The sequence below is a fragment of the Chryseobacterium indologenes genome (genome assembly GCA_016025055.1).
In the GTDB taxonomy this organism is placed as follows: Bacteria; Bacteroidota; Bacteroidia; order Flavobacteriales; family Weeksellaceae; genus Chryseobacterium; species Chryseobacterium indologenes.
The window spans coordinates 3,884,846-3,901,505 of sequence record CP065590.1; the positions used below are offsets into that span (position 1 = coordinate 3,884,846).

8 protein-coding genes and 3 pseudogenes are annotated in these 16,660 nt (G+C 37.0%); 6 read left to right on the forward strand and 5 right to left on the reverse strand.

Annotation, left to right across the window (positions count from 1 at the left end; all coding sequences use genetic code 11):
- Window positions 1-13: 13 nt before the first annotated feature.
- From H3Z85_17865 to H3Z85_17880, 4 genes and pseudogenes are all read left to right on the forward strand, one after another.
- Window positions 14-3,910, forward strand: a pseudogene (locus H3Z85_17865) (response regulator).
- 12 nt (window positions 3,911-3,922) lie between these two features.
- Window positions 3,923-4,279, forward strand: coding sequence for a response regulator (locus H3Z85_17870; protein QPQ51179.1), 357 nt, complete (start codon window positions 3,923-3,925; stop codon window positions 4,277-4,279).
- Window positions 4,280-4,286: 7 nt separating this feature from the next.
- Window positions 4,287-5,282 carry a HEAT repeat domain-containing protein gene (locus tag H3Z85_17875; protein QPQ51180.1) on the forward strand — a complete coding sequence of 332 codons (996 nt, stop codon included), beginning with the start codon at window positions 4,287-4,289 and terminating at the stop codon, window positions 5,280-5,282.
- Window positions 5,283-5,346: 64 nt separating this feature from the next.
- Window positions 5,347-8,785 (forward strand): annotated as a pseudogene (locus H3Z85_17880) (sulfatase-like hydrolase/transferase).
- 4 nt (window positions 8,786-8,789) lie between these two features.
- On the opposite strand, the gene yaiO reads toward H3Z85_17880, so the two are convergent.
- Together yaiO and H3Z85_17890 are read right to left on the reverse strand one after the other, a co-directional pair.
- Entirely contained in the window at window positions 8,790-10,025 is a 1,236-nt protein-coding gene (gene yaiO, locus H3Z85_17885; GenBank protein QPQ51181.1) for a YaiO family outer membrane beta-barrel protein, read from the reverse strand.
- A 221-nt stretch (window positions 10,026-10,246) separates the two neighbouring features.
- Complete coding sequence (locus tag H3Z85_17890; protein QPQ51182.1) at window positions 10,247-11,068, reverse strand: alpha/beta hydrolase; 822 nt, start codon at window positions 11,066-11,068, stop codon at window positions 10,247-10,249.
- A 301-nt stretch (window positions 11,069-11,369) separates the two neighbouring features.
- On the opposite strand from H3Z85_17890, the pseudogene H3Z85_17895 reads away from it, so the two are divergent.
- A pseudogene (locus H3Z85_17895) lies at window positions 11,370-12,403 on the forward strand (alpha/beta hydrolase).
- A gap of 172 nt (window positions 12,404-12,575) precedes the next feature.
- Here the strand turns inward: H3Z85_17895 and H3Z85_17900 are convergent.
- From H3Z85_17900 to H3Z85_17910, 3 genes are read right to left on the reverse strand one after another with little or no spacing between them, the layout of a single operon-like run.
- Window positions 12,576-13,391: a SagB/ThcOx family dehydrogenase gene (locus tag H3Z85_17900; protein QPQ51183.1), complete on the reverse strand. Its 816-nt coding sequence runs from the start codon at window positions 13,389-13,391 to the stop codon at window positions 12,576-12,578.
- A gap of 10 nt (window positions 13,392-13,401) precedes the next feature.
- The gene (locus tag H3Z85_17905) at window positions 13,402-14,715 is read right to left on the reverse strand and encodes a YcaO-like family protein (GenBank protein ID QPQ51184.1); all 1,314 of its coding nucleotides are present in this window, start codon (window positions 14,713-14,715) and stop codon (window positions 13,402-13,404) included.
- Entirely contained in the window at window positions 14,708-15,685 is a 978-nt protein-coding gene (locus H3Z85_17910; protein ID QPQ51185.1) for a hypothetical protein, read from the reverse strand. Before H3Z85_17910 ends, H3Z85_17905 begins: the two co-directional genes overlap by 8 nt.
- Window positions 15,686-15,914: 229 nt before the next feature.
- Here H3Z85_17910 and H3Z85_17915 point away from each other — a divergent pair, with 229 nt between their 5' ends.
- Entirely contained in the window at window positions 15,915-16,652 is a 738-nt protein-coding gene (locus H3Z85_17915; GenBank protein QPQ51186.1) for a hypothetical protein, read from the forward strand.
- Window positions 16,653-16,660 lie beyond the last annotated feature (8 nt).

Genomic DNA, 16,660 nt, shown 5'->3' on the forward strand with positions numbered 1-16,660 from the left:
TATTGTTGATAATATGAATAATCATCCGGTTCCTGAGAATGAAAAAGAAAGAATTAAAAGACTGGAACTGTTTGATCTTTTGAGTCTTCCCAGGGAGCCCCAATTAGATGTTTTTGCAGAAACTGCCTGTTTGGTTTCAGGATGTGCCAACGCACTTATTGCCATTATGGAAAGCCAGACTCAGGTGATACAAAGCTGTGTAGGTATTTCTTTAGAGACGGTAGATCGTCAGAATACACTTTGTCAGTATTCTATTGCCAGCGGACAGGTAGTGGTCATCAACGATACGATGCTGGATGAAAGATCATGTAATAATCCTTTGATTATAGCCGGGGAATTCGTTTTTACGCAGGTATTCCATTACTTGATGATGAGGGATTTGCATTGGGAACCATATGTATGTTCGATTATGTTCCAAAATCTTTATCGGAAGAACAAATCACTACTCTTGAAAAGTTAGCGGTAGCCGTAACCAAGATGTTGATGGGGGAGGAGAAAAAATATCCAGGCAGAATATTTTCAACAGATTTTTGATATTTCCAATAACCTGATCTGCGTTTTAGATAACGACTTCACCTTCAAAGATGTAAATTCGGCTTTTGAAAAAGCTTTCAGAATAGACCGTAGCCATGCTGCTGATCTGAATTTTTTAACCCTTTTGGGGGAACAAAACCCTGAATTGAAAGTCAATATAGAAAATGCTCTTCAAACCGATGAAGAACTGTTTTTCACTACCTCAAACAGGATCAGCGGGATGAATACTACCATCATTGAATGGTATATCAAAAGAAATCAGGGACAATCTGAAATTATCTGTTTCGGGATCAATATTACCCAGCATATTGAGGAAAAACTGCAGTTGGAAAGCTCTGAACGCCGCTTTAGAAGTTTCTTCGAGAATGCAATCGGCTTAATGAGCATGCATGATATGGAAGGTAATATTCTAGAGGTTAATGAAAAAGGAAGAGAAACCTTACATTATTCTGCCGAAGAGGTAAGAAGGCTGAATTTAAAAGATCTGGTTCCCGAGAAGAACTGGCCTTTGCTGGAAAATTACCTCAAGCGGATCAATGAAAATGAAGAAGATTTCGGAACCATGATTCTGAAAACTAAGGAAGGAGAGGAGCTGATCTGGATGTACCACAATCTTGTGGAAATCAATAAAGACGGTAAGCCTTACGTGGTAAGTACCGCCCTGAATGTTACAGAAAGAATGACACTGGAAAGAGATCTTCTGTATGCCAAGAAAATGCTTGAGCAGACCAGTGATGTGGCTCAGGTAGGAGGATGGGAGGTTAATCTTAAGAATAATTCCGTATTCTGGTCACGAACAACGAAAGAAATACATCAAATAGATCCCGAATTTCAGCCGGATTTCAATAATGCGCTGGGTTTTTATAAAGATGAAGACCGCGTAAAAGTAGAGTATTTATTCAACAGAGCTGTTTCAGAAGGGATTCCGTATGATGAGGAGTTTCAGCTGGTACGTCATGACGGTGTTACCATCTGGGTAAGGGTAAAAGGAATTCCGGAATTTGAAGAAGGGGTATGCAACAGGGTATTCGGGATTATTCAGGATATTGATGCCTTTAAGAACATCTATCTTGAACTTGAAAGAAAAGAAGCGATGATGCAGTCTTTCGTGACATATGTTCCTGTGGCAGTCGCAATGTTTGACAGAGACCTGAACTATTTATCCGCAAGCACCAGCTGGAAGGATGAATTTGCAATGAATCATCTGGAACTGATAGGAAAACATATTTTTGAAATTTCACCCAATGTTCCGAAAGAACGAAAAGAAATATATTTTAATGCCCTTAGAGGTAACGCCTATAAAAATGAAGATTTTACTCTGGAAACGGAAAAAGGATTCGAGCACTATAATATTGAAGTAAGCCCATGGTATCTTTCCGATGGAATTATCGGAGGAATTATTGTATCGGTTCAGAACATCACCCAGACGGTAAAAACCAATGACGAGCTTAAGCAGGCCAAGAAAATGGCTGATATGGCCAGTAAGGCAAAATCTGATTTCCTGGCTAATATGAGCCACGAAATCCGTACCCCACTGAATGGTGTGATAGGATTTTCGGATCTTTTACTGAAGACACCATTGAATGAAGTGCAGACGCAGTATCTTAATTATATCAATGAGTCCGGGGAGAATCTGCTCACCATTATCAATGATATCCTTGATTTTTCAAAAATAGAATCCGGCAAAATGGAACTCCTTATTGAAAAATCTAACGTATATGAAGTCGTCAGTCAGGTCATTAACGTGGTTCTTTATCAATCCCAGAAAAAAAACATTGAGCTGCTTCTGAATATTGAACAGGGGCTGCCAAAAACAATGTGGATGGATGAGTCCAGGTTAAAACAGATTCTGATTAACCTTCTTGGAAATGCCGTGAAATTTACAGAGCAGGGAGAAATAGAGCTGAAGGTAGAAAAGCTTCACATGAATGATAAAACGATCTCTCTACGTTTCTCAGTCCGTGACACGGGGATCGGAATTCCGGAAGAAAAGCAACAGCATATTTTTGATGCATTCACTCAGGAAAACAGCTCCATTAGCAAACGATACGGAGGAACAGGACTTGGACTTACCATCTCAAACAATATTTTAGGATACATGGGAACCCATCTTCAGCTGAACAGCGCTCCACAGAAAGGATCGATGTTTTTCTTTGATGTAGAGCTCCCATATGAAATGTCTGAGAGCAATGATGATGTAGAACTGAAAATACAAAAAGTTCTGATCGTTGATGATAATGAAGCCAACAGAACTATTCTTAAACACATGCTGGCCTATAAAAATATCGAATCAACACTAGCGGCCAACGGAATGGAAGCTCTGCGGATTCTGCTTGCAGGCGAGCGTTTTGATGTGATTTTAATGGATTACCATATGCCGGTGATCTCCGGTCTGGAAACGATAGAAAAAATCAAGGATTTATTCAATCAGCAGAATGAGACTTCGCCGCTGGTCATCCTTCATACGTCTTCGGAAGAGCATGATGTTCTCAATTCTTTCCGTCAGGAGAAAAATTCGCATTTCCTGTTAAAGCCTATTAAATCTGAAGAATTATACAGAACCCTTCAAAAGGCAGTGGAAGATAATGATAAAGCAATACCGGTTATTATTCCACAAGAAGAAAAACCTGCTTTATCTGTAGCTGACCTTCAGGTCTTACTGGTTGATGACAACCCCGTCAATATGGTGCTTAATCATAAATTGATGAAATCCCTTATTGCTGAGGTACATCTCACAGAAGCCGTCAACGGTCTGGAAGCTTTAGAACATTGCAAAATAAGGGAATTTTCCCTGATTCTGATGGATGTACAGATGCCGGTAATGGATGGTATAGAAGCTACCCGGCAGATCCGCCTGTTACCGGGATATGAAAATATTCCTATTATAGGGGTATCGGCAGGAACGATATTGGGTGAAAAAGAAAAATGCCTGGAATCCGGGATGAGTGATTTCCTTCCCAAACCATTACGCCAGGCTGACCTTATGGAAATGTTGAAGAAGCATCTTTCCAATCATCCTAAAGAAAGCGAAAATAATATAAAAACCGAAAATTACCTTGACCTCACGCTTCTGAATGAACAAACAGGGGATGATGAGGATTTTAAAAGAGTATTTTTAAATCTGGTTATCAACGAACTGAATGAGGCGGAGAAAAATATACAATCAGCTGCTTCGGAAAAGAACGCTGATGAGCTGAAAAAAATACTCCATAAACTGAAAGGAACCGCAGGAACCGCCGGATTGATCAAACTGGCCTCAATGGTGGCCGATTGGGAAGGCAAGACCCATCAGAATATGGATTTTTCCACTATGAAACAGGAGATCTTCCATGAAATATCCGTAGGACTGGAACTGATACAAACATTAATACAATAAAAAACGAAAACTATGTTGATTCTGATCGCTGAAGACGATGAACTGATTCTAAAAACGATTGAACACAAATTATTGAAAGAAGGACATGAGGTCATTCTTACCCGCAACGGAAAAGAAGCCATTGAAACATTAAAAGAAAAGGATGTAGATCTGGCGATCACCGATATCATGATGCCTTTTGCCTCAGGAATTGAAATACTTTCCGCCATACAGGCTATGGGAAAACAGGTGCCCGTGATCATGCTCTCAGGCATGGGGCAGGAAGATGTAGTGCTGAATGCCTTTGATTTGGGAGCTTCTGATTTTATCGTGAAACCATTCAGTCCCAACGAACTGATGTTAAGAATCAAGCGTTTTATTCCCAAATAAGATTGATATGTTTTTAACGACCTCCATACATTTTCTTTTTCTGATATTTCTCGCCCTTTTATCATTGGTAGTAGTGCTGATCATATTGGTGCTTTTATATGGTTTTTTTCAATATAAACAGTCGGTGAGAGCATCCGGATGGCTGAAAATTATCAATCAAAAAATATCGGAGGTCATTGTCTACGATGAGGATGAACTACCTTCTGACCAGAGCTTCCGTAAGTTTTCGGAGAATCCTTCATTCAGAAATCTTTTTCTGCATCAGCTGGTAGATTCCGAAAAGAAATTTTCAGGAACAGCAAAAAACAGAATAAGAGATATGTTCAGGCAGTATGACCTTCATCATGAAGCGGTCAAAAAACTGGATCAGAAAAAGCCACACCTGATTGCAGGAGGTATACAGGAGCTTACGGTAATGGATTCAAAAGAATCGCTTTCCAAAATTGCTTCCCTGGTAGCACATCCTTCCGAACAGGTTTATCAGGAAGCTCAATACGCAATGGTAAGTTTGAAAGGCTTTGAAGGACTTGGTTTTTTGAATACAACCCGGGGAATCATTTCAGAATGGCAGCAGCTACGGCTCCTCCTTTCCATCACCAGCGTACCTGACAATTCTGGGGAAGCTATTGAAGCATGGTTGACAAGTACGAATGATTCTGTGATTATTTTTACTCTTAAGCTATTGAGGAAATTTCAGCTGCTTTCTTTTTATCCTTCAGTTATAAGTCTGATGGAACATCCTTCGGTTGAGATAAGGGTACAGGCCGTACAAACGCTTCTGTCGCTGGAAAATTCGTCAACTATTGCCTCTTTGATAGAAATGTATCCCCATCAGCCGGTTGAAGTTCAGCTTGAGATCCTTCGTACCATGAAAATCTCAAAAGATAGAGATAGTACGGGTTTATTAAAAAAGAGCTTTCGGAAAGTACTGTTTCCGGAATTAAGGTGTATGCCGCGGAAACCCTTTTTGTGTTGGGTAACCGGGATTATCTGGAACAGTTGATGCACGATGAAACATCCTCTGAAGAATTAATTCATATTATAAAATACGCACTTCGGGAAAAAATATGTTAGAATTTTCACATATCGTTTATGAAATCGTCATATGGCTGTTTTTGCTGTATGGAACTTCTGTAGCCATCATCTATGGCTGGATAGGAATATATGCGCTGGGTGCAGTGCTTCGTTATAAAAAAGAAAATACATTTACCGATTATAATATTATCGCGGCCAATCCCAATGCGCCTGTCTTCAGTCTTATCGCTCCTGCATATAACGAGGGAATGACTATTGTGGAAAATGTAAGGTCGCTGTTGTCCCTGTATTATCATAATCTTGAAATTATTATCGTCAATGACGGAAGTAAGGATGATTCGTTACAAAAATTAGTTGATGCCTACGAATTGGAATGTGTTTCTTTTTTCGTTCAGGGAAAAATTGAAACCAATGCCATCAGAGGTATTTATAAAAGTAAAAATCCTGCTTTTAAAAAACTTATTATCGTTGATAAAGAAAATGGAGGGAAGGCTGATGCTCTGAATGTGGGTATCAATGTTTCCTCAGGAGATTATCTGGTCTGCATTGATGTTGATTGTATCCTGGAACAGGACGCTGTCCTGAAGCTGGCTAAACCTTTTTTACAGCAAACCGATAAGAAGATCATAGCTTGTGGCGGAGTCATTCGTCTTGCCAACAATTGTGTCATTGAAGACGGTAAGGTGGTCAGTGTCAATATGCCCAGAACTTTACTTGGGAAAACACAGGCTTTGGAATATATAAGAGCTTTTGTTCTGGGAAGAATGGCCTGGTCTAGAGCTTCAGGATTGATTTTGATTTCCGGTGCCTTTGGTGTTTTTGACCGGAAAATTGTACTTGAATGCGGCGGATATGACCGGACTACAGTAGGAGAGGATATGGAGCTTGTCGTACGCATGCGAAAGTACATGGAAGAAAAGAAAGAGCCCTATGAGGTCTGCACAATTCCTGATCCTTTATGCTGGACGGAAGTTCCGGAATCCAAAGATATCCTCCGGAAGCAAAGAAACAGATGGATGCGCGGAACCATGGAAACGTTATGGAAACATCGTAAACTTATGTTCAATCCAAAGTATGGAAAACTGGGAATGGTAAGTCTTCCTTATTGGTTCTTCTTTGAATTCCTAGGCCCGTTGGTAGAATTTTTAGGGTATATCATATTTATTGTCTTTCTTTTATTAGGAATCATCAACTGGCCATTTTTTGTGATTCTTTTTGCACTGGTGGTTTCGATGGGGTTTCTGTATTCAATGTATGGGATATTGGTAGATCTCGTGAGCTATCAGGTATATACCAAAAGGAAAGACTTTCTTACTTTGATCGGAACTGCTTTTTCAGAACCTTTCTATTTCCATCCTATTGTCGTAAAAGCGGGCGTAAATGGTTTTATCGATTACTTTAAAAAATCACATGGATGGGGAGACATGAAGCGACAGGGCTTCAATCAGACCACCCAGAATTTACCTTTTAAACAAAGGATTTCCGCAATCCTCCAAAACGGACTTAAAAAATGGGGTATGTTTTCCATGGTGTTCCTTTTATTATTTTTTGCAGGGGTTGGTGTCGAATGGCTTTGGTATCGCTATACTTTTCCCGGTCTGAACACCAATATAATTGTTGGAGACCTTTTTCTGAGAAATATATTATTTGCCTTCAAACTGATATTTGGACTGGGGATTGTTTACCTTATTATTAATTGTATCAGGGAAAGCTGGGCAAAGACGGTAGCGCTCATCCTGTTGTCTTTTGTGGTAATCATGCAATATATCCTGTTTTTATATTTTTGGGAAACTCAGAATACGCTGGGGGCAGATTTTTTATATTACAGTAAAGATGAAATACAGCAGATTTTGAAGGCCAGCGGAATGTTGAGTTTCAAAAACTTTGCATTATTGGGAATCCTTCTTGCAGCTACGATCATACCCCCTATGGATCGCAGGGAAGTCGGCTTTTAAATCCATCTATGCAGGAGCTGTATTCTTTGGTCTTGGCTTTACTGCATTTTTTATTCCCGATAACCTTTTAGAGTCTAAAGAACTAAACAAAGCCAATACTTTTAGCCAGACTGCAGCAAAAAGTAAGTGGGAATACTTCTTGATATCCAATGAAGAAAATTTTGTCAATGATCATCCTGAAATTGCCGATTTACTGGAAGATTCAGAAAGTTTTACCGCTAATTCCGGGACTTTGAACAAGGCATTTCCTTTCTGGAGAAAAGAAACAACTCCGGATTTCCTGGGACCTTATTTTAACCGTTCATCAGAAACGCCCAATCTGGTTTTTGTGGTACTGGAAGGATTCGGACATGCATATACTTCACCGAAAGGATATGTTGGGAATTTTACTCCCTTCCTGGATTCTTTATCTCAAAAAAGCTTATACTGGGAAAATAGTCTCAGTTCGGCAGGAAGAACATTCGGTGCCTTACCCTCGTTAACGGGTTCGTTGCCTTTCGGGAGAAACGGATTCCTTGAAATAGGACAGACCCCAGAAAATTTTAACCTGTTTAATATTCTGAAAGCAAACGGATTCGGGACAGGCTTTTATTATGGAGGAAATGTGTCATTTGACCGATACAGAGAATTCCTGGAGTACAGTAAGGCAGATCATATTGTGGATCAGTCGTCATTTGCGGGTCCGTATCAAAAGCTTCCTGCTAACAATGGAGGCGAAAGCTGGGGATATGAAGACCAGGCGGTTTTCAGCAAAATGCTTGAAACTCAGAAACCACAGAAGAATCCTTATTTTAATATGATTCTTACCCTTTCAACGCATAATCCTTTTCTGATCAATAACAGGGATTATTATGAAAAGATCTACAACCAGAAGATGCAGTCAGGTCTGTTGTCTCAGGATCAGAAAAAGTGGGCGGGAGAATTTAAAGATCAGTTGATTTCTGTTGTTAATGCCGATGATGCTTTAAAGAAATTCTTTGACAAATACCGCAAGCGTCCTGATTTTGCTCATACGATTTTTATGATTACCGGTGACCACAGTATGCCGGAAATCACTTTGCAGTCAAATATTGACAGGTTCCATGTCCCATTGATTATTTATTCACCCTTGCTGAAAGAACCGAAACGTTTCCAGAAAACGGCAAGCCATTTTGATGTGGCCCCTTCGATATTGGCTTATTACAGAAATAACTATAAGCTCCATACTCCTGCCACGGTCACATGGGTGGGAAAAGGTTTTTCTCCGGACTCAGAACCGATAAAAACCGGTGTTCCGATCATGCAGAGTAAAGACATGATGGTGGATTTTGTTTTTGGAAAACACTACATTCATGATGGTCAGCTGCTGATGATCAATGAGAAAGGATCTGAACCTTATCAGGATGCCGCAGCCTTGAAAACAATCAATCAAAGTTTTAATCAGTTTAAAAGTATGAACTCAAGTTTTTATGCTTCTAAAAAATTAATGCCGGATTCAGTAATGGTTAACTTCAAGAAAAAAAGTATATCAAAATAAAATCTTAAAATCTTCTCGTATAGCCTAAAGTAATATCAAACTGGCTTCCCTTTGTATTCGGCAGGTATTCCTGATTGTAATACATCGTTCCTACGGAAAAAAGATTGGATTTTAGGGCAAAATTATATTCAGCCCCGATTTTAAATGTTTTAAGCTTGTAGGTATCATTCTCCAAAAGATTATTACGGTTTTCTTCCGGGCTGATTCCCGTTCCGATCTGGAATGCGAAATAATCCTGGGCACTTTTAGTATAATATCTTACCGTTGCGGTATAGGAATGGGAGATATTGTGATGATCCGGAGTGATATAGGTACGAAGATTGAACCAGAAATTTTTGTAATATTTTCCTACTGAAGCTGTGTACATCCAGATGTTATCGCTGAAATAAAGTTGCCTGTATCCTAATTCCGCCTCAAAACTATGAGGGAGATTAGCGTTTAATGAAACTCCCGTACGGTATTTCGGAAACAATCCCACATCATTGGAATACCCTCCGCCTACATACAAATAGAACATTTTGGACAGTCTCGGATAGGCTTCCAGCTCAATCTGGGTACCACTTTGGGCAAATTTATTAGCATAATTTCCTCTTAAAATGACCGAGCCGATAGGAGTTACCCTTTTATAGCTTACCCCTACAATATGCCAGTCATTATCAAATTGTTTGTCAAAGTGGGAATAATTATAGGTGATGCTTACTGCATTTTTAGAGGCTACTTCGCTGATTCTTACAGCAAGGCTCGTGGCTTCGGTATTTTTAGGATTAATAGCTAAAACGGCTTTAATCGCTTTTTCAGATTCGGCATATTGCTTGTCTGCATTATATACTTTTGCTTTTAGAAGCCATAGTGCTTCAGATTGAGGGTGATAAGAGATTCCTTTATCCAGGATCTCCAGAGATTTGGCATATTGATCATTCCAATATTCCAGAGAGGCGTAGGAGATAAAATAATCTTCATCTTTAACCTCTCTTTTTCCCAGTTCATCAAAGATAGCTCGGGCAGAATCAAGATCCTTGTTCCACGTATAAATTCTTCCTAAGAAAATGGAAATATCAGTATAGTTGGGAGCTTTTTCAAGTGCCTGTTTGGCCAGTGAAATAGAGGCAGGATAGTCTTTATTGTCAAAAGCTTCGGTTCGGGCTTTCGTAAATAATTCATCAGCTGACAGGTTTTGCTGACTATATACCTGTAAAGGGAACAGGGCCAATAAAGCGAAATATCCAAATTTTATCTTCATGAAGTGGTTGATTAATTTTTTAAAGGTATTCTAACTTCTTAACAAATATATTGAACTTTTACCGATACTAAAAGAGATAATACCCTGATATGTATTTTTTTCCTCAATAATAATGCAGTATGACTACTGAATGGATAAAATTAAGCTTTCAACCAGGATTCTCTTATTAAAGAAAAAGGTGAATCGGAATGATTCACCTTTTTTAGGATGTAAGAAGCTTTTTAGGATTGGATAAACTCCAGTAGATCCTTATTGATGGTCTGATGTTCAGTCGTAGGCATTCCGTGAGGAAAACCTGGATAGGTAATCAACTTTCCGTTTTTCAATAATTTGGCAGATTTTATGGCAGAATTTTCGATCGGAACAATCTGATCATCTTCACCATGAAGTACCAGAACCGGAATATCCACAGCCTTCAGATCTTCTGTAAAATTAGTTTCTGAAAAAGCTTTGATTCCATCATAGTGAGCAACAATTCCTCCCATCAATCCCTGTCTCCACCAATTTCTCTGGATTCCTTCTTTTACATCAGCACCTTCTCTGTTATATCCGTAGAAAGGGAAAGTTAAGTCAAAATAAAACTGATTTCTGTTATTCAGGGTCTGTTCTCTGATGTTGTCGAAAACTTCCATAGGAACACCGTCAGGATTAGTCTCACTTTTTACCATTACCGGAGGAACTGCACTGATTAATACAGCTTTTTTTGCTCTTCCGTTGGCATATTTATTCACATATCGGATCACTTCACCACCTCCCGTAGAATGGCCGATGTGAACAACGTCTTTCAAATCAAGGTATTCTACCAGTTCTGCAGCATCAGAAGCATATTGCTCAATTGTATGATTATAGATGTTCTGGCTTGAACGACCATGACCTCTTCTGTCGTGAGAAATTACTCTATATCCTCTTTGAAGAAAGAAAATGACCTGTGCATCCCAATCGTCTGATGATAGAGGCCATCCGTGGTGAAACATCAATACGGGTCCTTCTCCTTGGTCTTTGTAAAAAATCTCAGTTCCGTCTTTTAATTTTAATGTGCTCATTGTTTAATTTTTTTAATGTTTATGATTAATTTATTTGATAATTTTTTGTTGTCTTAATTCTTTAGCAAATATATGGTGACTCCGTTTCACAGAAATTAATCTAGTTTAATTTCGTTCATTTTGACGAAAAAAAATGGGGCAATATGTTTTTTAATCTTCTCTTGTTTATAATTTGATCACTGATGTCCGGTTCAGCCTCTGAAAATCAGTTTTTACCCTTCAATATGACCTGTTCAAAGTATTTAGACCTCTGTAAAGACCCGTTTCGGTATAATTTTACCCTAATAAAAGATCAATAATTATGAATACACCATTGAATTTCAGTAAAAAAATACGATTTGTCTTATCCTTCGTTATTGTTATGGGACTGGGACTGATGTCTCTCAAAGCGCAGACTTATACTTCTGAAGATGTCGCATCAGCATTCACGAATACGAAGAAAATCAGAGCCGGATTGCTGGATGTAGGATATGCGGAAGTAGGTCCTAAAAACGGAAAACCAGTTATCCTTCTCCACGGATGGCCTTATGATATCCACAGTTTTGAACAGTCTTCTGCGATACTTGCTGAAAAAGGATACCGGGTTTTGGTTCCGTACTTAAGAGGATATGGTACCACCACCTTTGTTTCTCAAAATACAAAAGAAATGGCCAGCAAAGCGTTGTTGCACTGGATATCATAGCTTTCATGGATGCTCTGAAAATACATAAAGCAATCATCGGCGGCTTTGACTGGGGAGCGAGAACAGCTGATATTATTGCAGCATTGTGGCCTGAACGCTGCTCCGGTCTGGTGGCTGTAAGCGGATATTTAATAGGAAGTCCACAGGCAAACGAAAAGCCTCTGTCTCCTAATGCCGAGTTTTTATGGTGGTATCAGTATTATTTTTCAACTGACAGGGGATATAAAGGCTATAAAGCCAATACTGAAGCTTTTAATAAACTGATCTGGAAAACCGCTTCACCCAAATGGACTTTCGATGATGCAACGTACGAAAGGTCTTCAAAAGCATTTAATAATCCTGATCATATTGATATTGTAATCCACAATTACCGCTGGCGTTTGGGATTGGCGAAAGGGGAGAAGCAATACGATATATTTGAAGCTAAGCTTGCAAAATCTCCCTCCATTTCAGTTCCGGCAGTTACTTTGGAAGGTGATGCAAACGGGGCAGCATATCCTTCACCTGAAAGTTACGCTTCAAAATTTACCGGTAAATATACCCATCATACACTTACCGGCGGAATTGGGCATAATCTACCTCAGGAAGCACCAAAAGCATTTGCTGATGCGATTGTAGAGGTTGATGGGATGTCGCGGTCCATAGGGAAGTAATTGAGTTTTTTATAATTTTTTTGGATGCAATTGGGGCTATATCTCTGTAACGTTTTTATGTAAAAGGAAGTTTGTAGACCCAGAAGTTCAAAGTTCGAACTCTTTACTTCAAGATTTAAGAAAACTTTCTTCAATAACAAATAATTCTATTAGAATTATTTAAGGGAATAAATTAATCCTTTTGTATATGACCAATCGAAACAGCATAATGTACAATCTTATTTACGCCATCAGCATTTATTAATGTATTGAGTTCATTGTCTATGTAACCACCTATGCAAATAGATCCTAAATTTTCCGCACCTGTACCAATAAGAATATTTTGAGCAATATGTCCAACTTCAAGCAAAGCAAATCGATAAGCTCTCTCTTTATACTTAAAATTAATTCTTGGCATGTTGGCGCAGAGGAGAAAAGTTACGGGACTATTTTTTAATGTTTGTTTCATGGGAGACATTGCCTTACATAATCTTTCGAATAGTACATCTTTATTATTCTTTTCGATTTGAATAAGGTTATTAATAATTGGTGAATATAGATATATTCCAGGTTCGAGATTATCTATATTTTTAATTATACAATATATCTCAATAGGATAAAGTCCTCCAGGTGAGGGTGTTGACCTCAATTTCCACGTAGAACCATCGGATTCATTGGTTTGTAATGTAACACCGTTGGCAAAATTCAAAATTTTTGATAGGCTGTACAAATCTATTGATTTATCAATAAACTTTCTGTTGCTTCTTCTATTTTTTATTATATCACATAATATATCCCCTTCATCCCTAAAAGAGAAATAATCATTTAAATTTATAGAATCATAACCATTGTAATTATAGTTAGGATTTGAGATCATTTTTCTGATTTGAGGGGAAGTATTTACGTGGTTAACCCAAGCATAAAATTCCCTGTCTATATTACGCATTTTTGAATTTTCATGATATAGCTCACTCAATGAAAACATATTATCATCTTCTTCGTATGTCATATTTTTACTATTATGGGTATGGATGTGGATAAGTATTAAGTTTAATCTTTTCATTCTCATTAATATAACCTGTATCAAAAGGAATATTTTTCCATCTATCTCCTCCCAGATATTGATACTTATGTTCTCCGTCCATTGCTTCTAGAGCAGGTATAAGAACTTTTACTATGTGTACATCGCAGTATTCGGCTTCTAATGAATTCATATCAACGGCAAGGATTTCATAATTCTTTTTATCAAAATCTTTGATTAGTAGTCCAAGTGTTTCACGGAGGTTACAAGCATCATAGTTATATGCTATTGGAATTTCACTAAGTTTAATTTTTTCCTTTACAGGTAGAAATGTAAAGGCTTCTGTCATATCATTATATGCATAAAGCTCCATACGTGACTCAAATGAGTCTATATTTTGAAATTTATCCATAATTGGAAAATCAACATTTCCTTTGTAATCCTTCCATACCAAACCTTGTACAAGCTCAAGAAGTGTTTTTAGTGCTGCGACTTCTGGATTTGGATGTGCCGCTCCACCTACAACACGAGATTTAAATCCTTTTCGATGATCTACCAAAACACCAAAAAAGGAGGGCATCTCAAAATCAAATTGAGTTAGATAAAGATTAAATTCTAGTCCAGGACGAATAAACTTCTTATTAAAAATCTCAAATATTGAAGAAAATTCATCTATTTCAACCTTTTTACATGGTATTTTTCCTCTCCACATAATCATAAAAGAATCTCTCTCAATAAGTTCTGCAATTCCTTTTAGTAAGGCTTCTTCTTTCGTAGTTGCACAAGCTGCTCCAGTCGAGACCGATGGACTTATCATTTGTTCTCCTAAATCCTTAAAATGATAATAATATGGAAGATAAACTAATGATGCTGGAACGTATTTGGTTACTTTTTCCGTTAGGCTATCCGCAAGTGTCCAAACAATTTTAGCATTATCATCAAATATTGTGAATGGTTCAATATCTTGCTCTTTGCTGAATAATGACCATTTTTCAGGTTTCACGTGTAATATTGACTTCTTTCTTAACTCCCTGCTTGAATTCAAAATTAAATTCTCAGACTTAATGATACTGAGACAATAACGTTCTAAAGTTTCGCCTATTGCAGATATCCTTGCAGAGTCCAGAGTCAAGCCTGCACCAGAACCGTTAATTTTATAAGACACTGGAAGTCCATATTTTTTGAGATCACATGATGTGGCTGCTGCTACAAAAATTTCAGGATGGTTTAATTCATTCTCTATTTCACTTACATAATTTATCAAACCGCTGTTGGCGTCGTGTAGATCGAAGAGTTTATTTTTCTTAATCATAGTATTCCCAGAGTTTTGTTTTAGGTTTTATATGATTTGTTCCACATAGGGGACAACGTGGTAATTTAAAAGCAATCTCAGTATGTGTTTTACATTCATGAAGGTTATAATTCCATACTCTATTTTTAGAAATAACATCAAGAAAACCTGAATAAAATTTGATTATTTCCAGACTAATGAAATCAAATCCTGGAAATAACATGAAATTTTTAAAATCAGATTGATTTTGATTGATTTCGGATTGTGCAAATGGATTTCTTGAACCTGCTTTCCTTAACAAATAACAGTTATAGCAAGATGTTTCATTATGAATGTAGAAAGGTCCTATTCTAACATCAGGAAAATTCAATTCGTAAGGAAGAAAATTAATTCCATTGGTTATACATATTTCATTAATTCTTAAAGCATCTTCCTTGGAAAAAAACTTTGGTATATAAATAATAATGTCTGGTTCTAGATTTTTTGCTAGATCATTTAAATTTTCCCATTCTTTATCATTTTCGAAATTTGTTATATATCGATATATCGACTCAATTCCAATCATTTTGAGTCTTGAAGTCAATTCCTCTATCCATTCTTCACATCCTAAAAGAAGTGTATTACTTTTTTTTATACGATTCTGATGTTTTACTGCGGAGTTGGAAAAAGGTGTATAAAAAGTTTTTTTGTCATAACTGTAAGTACTTAGTGCTTTCAATTGTGGCATAATTGTTTCAAGTTCTTGACTCTGAAATGAATTTAATTCACTTTCATTAGATTCCTTTATACTACCTGTTTCGTGCAATCTATTAATTAAACGTGTTATATTAGATATATGATGTCCTTTGGTGAGTAATAATACGATTATATCATCTAATAGATTTTTTCCGTTTGCGTAAAATCTAAAATCTTGGATCAATAAATTTGATTCATCAGTCAAATCCTCGCTAATTTTATTATTAATAACTGGCTTAAAATAATATATTCCCATTTCATTAATTTTATTTTATTCCAAATTATAATATTAGTTTCAAAGAAGGTTTAGATTCTAGCTATTAAAAACTTCGCAAAGATTGCATTTTTATTTACAGATTTTTACATTTTATTCTACAATCTAATTAGTTCATTTTTTAGTGATTTATACTTTCTTTAATGTTTAAATATTCAATTATCTAAATTTGAATGCTTTATATTTATATTTTAATTTAAAACTTAATATTATGGCAAATTACAAAACTATCAGTAATGCTGAAGCTAGAAGAATTACTGAAACACAGAGTGAAAAAAATCCTATTTTTAATAAGCTGAAGGAATATCTGGCTGAAAAAAAATTGGGTTTTAATTATGATAGAAATATCGGTTTTGTTGGGGTTAATCCTAACCATCCTGATGCTTCTTATACTATGATTGTAACTCCTACGTTTACGGAATTTGATTTTAATACTTCTCCATCACACGTAGCAGCAAGTATTATTAGCTATTATATTGGTAATAGTGTAAATCATACTGCTGCAATAGCAACAATTAATCATGACCCTCTTGATATTGCTGATATAGCATTGCTTGAAGTGGGTAAAGAAGGTAGAGTAGTTGAGACAAATGTTGATAGAAAAGCATTAGAGAGTGAAGATGCTGATCAAATCGCAAAACAAATGAGTATCAGTCATTTTGAAGGAGCAAATATTAAACCGATGGCTGCAAGTGTTCCATCTGATGATCAACGTGCTATGGTCGCTTATATATTGGACAATCTCTTAAATGATAAGTTTGCATCCCCACTTTATCCAGAAGGAGGTGTTCAAACTCTATTAAAAGAAACTTCATTAACTCAGAAGTTTAATAGAGCAGTTGAATTACGGGCTAGTCTTTTTGAAGTTGGATTGGAAATCACCGTGTGTACCTCAACAAGTTCAAACGCTTGTACTAGTACTTCCTCATCTTTTACCATTGATATCTAAAAGTTTTT

Coding starts and splice junctions, on each gene's coding strand:
- H3Z85_17905 (QPQ51184.1), bottom strand. CDS start 14,715: ATGATTAAGAAAAATAAACTCTTCGATCTACACGACGCCAACAGCGGT.
- H3Z85_17900 (QPQ51183.1), bottom strand. CDS start 13,391: ATGACATACGAAGAAGATGATAATATGTTTTCATTGAGTGAGCTATAT.
- yaiO (QPQ51181.1), bottom strand. CDS start 10,025: ATGAAGATAAAATTTGGATATTTCGCTTTATTGGCCCTGTTCCCTTTA.
- H3Z85_17910 (QPQ51185.1), bottom strand. CDS start 15,685: ATGGGAATATATTATTTTAAGCCAGTTATTAATAATAAAATTAGCGAG.
- H3Z85_17890 (QPQ51182.1), bottom strand. CDS start 11,068: ATGAGCACATTAAAATTAAAAGACGGAACTGAGATTTTTTACAAAGAC.
- H3Z85_17870 (QPQ51179.1), top strand. CDS start 3,923: ATGTTGATTCTGATCGCTGAAGACGATGAACTGATTCTAAAAACGATT.
- H3Z85_17915 (QPQ51186.1), top strand. CDS start 15,915: ATGGCAAATTACAAAACTATCAGTAATGCTGAAGCTAGAAGAATTACT.
- H3Z85_17875 (QPQ51180.1), top strand. CDS start 4,287: ATGTTTTTAACGACCTCCATACATTTTCTTTTTCTGATATTTCTCGCC.